This window comes from Limnobacter humi (genome assembly GCF_024518835.1).
Lineage (GTDB): Bacteria > Pseudomonadota > Gammaproteobacteria > Burkholderiales > Burkholderiaceae_B > Limnobacter > Limnobacter humi.
Genome location: NZ_JANIGO010000024.1, coordinates 1 through 549 on the forward strand (window position 1 = coordinate 1; position 549 = coordinate 549).

The window sequence follows — 549 nt, forward strand, 5'->3', positions numbered from 1 at the left end:
GGATCCTGTCCCAGCATATCATCATCGGCATCGCATTAGGGTTCGCGGGCTGGTGGGGTCTAAAAAAAGCCAAAGCTGGGCGGGCGGCATCGTGGCTCATACACCTGGCCTACTGGCATCTGCCGGGCGGATTTCCGTCGCTGCGCGCCACGCCACCTTCCTATCTCCGGCTGATGGTGGGCTGAGATGGATTTCGCATATCAACATGCGCACAGCCAGCGCGTACTGCGCCAGCGCAACCTGCTTGGCGTGGTCGCGATCGTGCTCGCCGCTGCCGTCGCATTGCTCCTGCTCCTCTCAGCCTCACGTGACCGCGAGGTCGTTCTTCAGCCGGTCCTTCGCTCTCCGCTGACCGTCAGCAGCGCGGGCGTCAGTCGTGAATACCTCGAAATGGTCACGCGCGATACCGCTATTCTGACCCTCGACCGCTCGCCTGCCAACCTCGACTATTGGATGAAGTCGGTCCTCGAGATCGTCTCGCCGCGCGCGCAGGGCAAGATCAAGGCCGATCTGCTGCGTATCGTCAACGAGCAACGCGGTTCGAGCATC

At 62.1% G+C, this 549-nt stretch carries 2 protein-coding genes; both read left to right on the forward strand.

What is annotated here, in order from left to right:
• The coding region (gene traL / locus NQT62_RS15390; RefSeq protein WP_256765630.1) for a type IV conjugative transfer system protein TraL at positions 1–185 on the forward strand (185 nt) is incomplete at its 5' end.
• A 1-nt stretch (position 186) separates the two neighbouring features.
• The coding region (locus NQT62_RS15395) for a TraE/TraK family type IV conjugative transfer system protein (protein ID WP_256765631.1) at positions 187–549 on the forward strand (363 nt) is incomplete at its 3' end.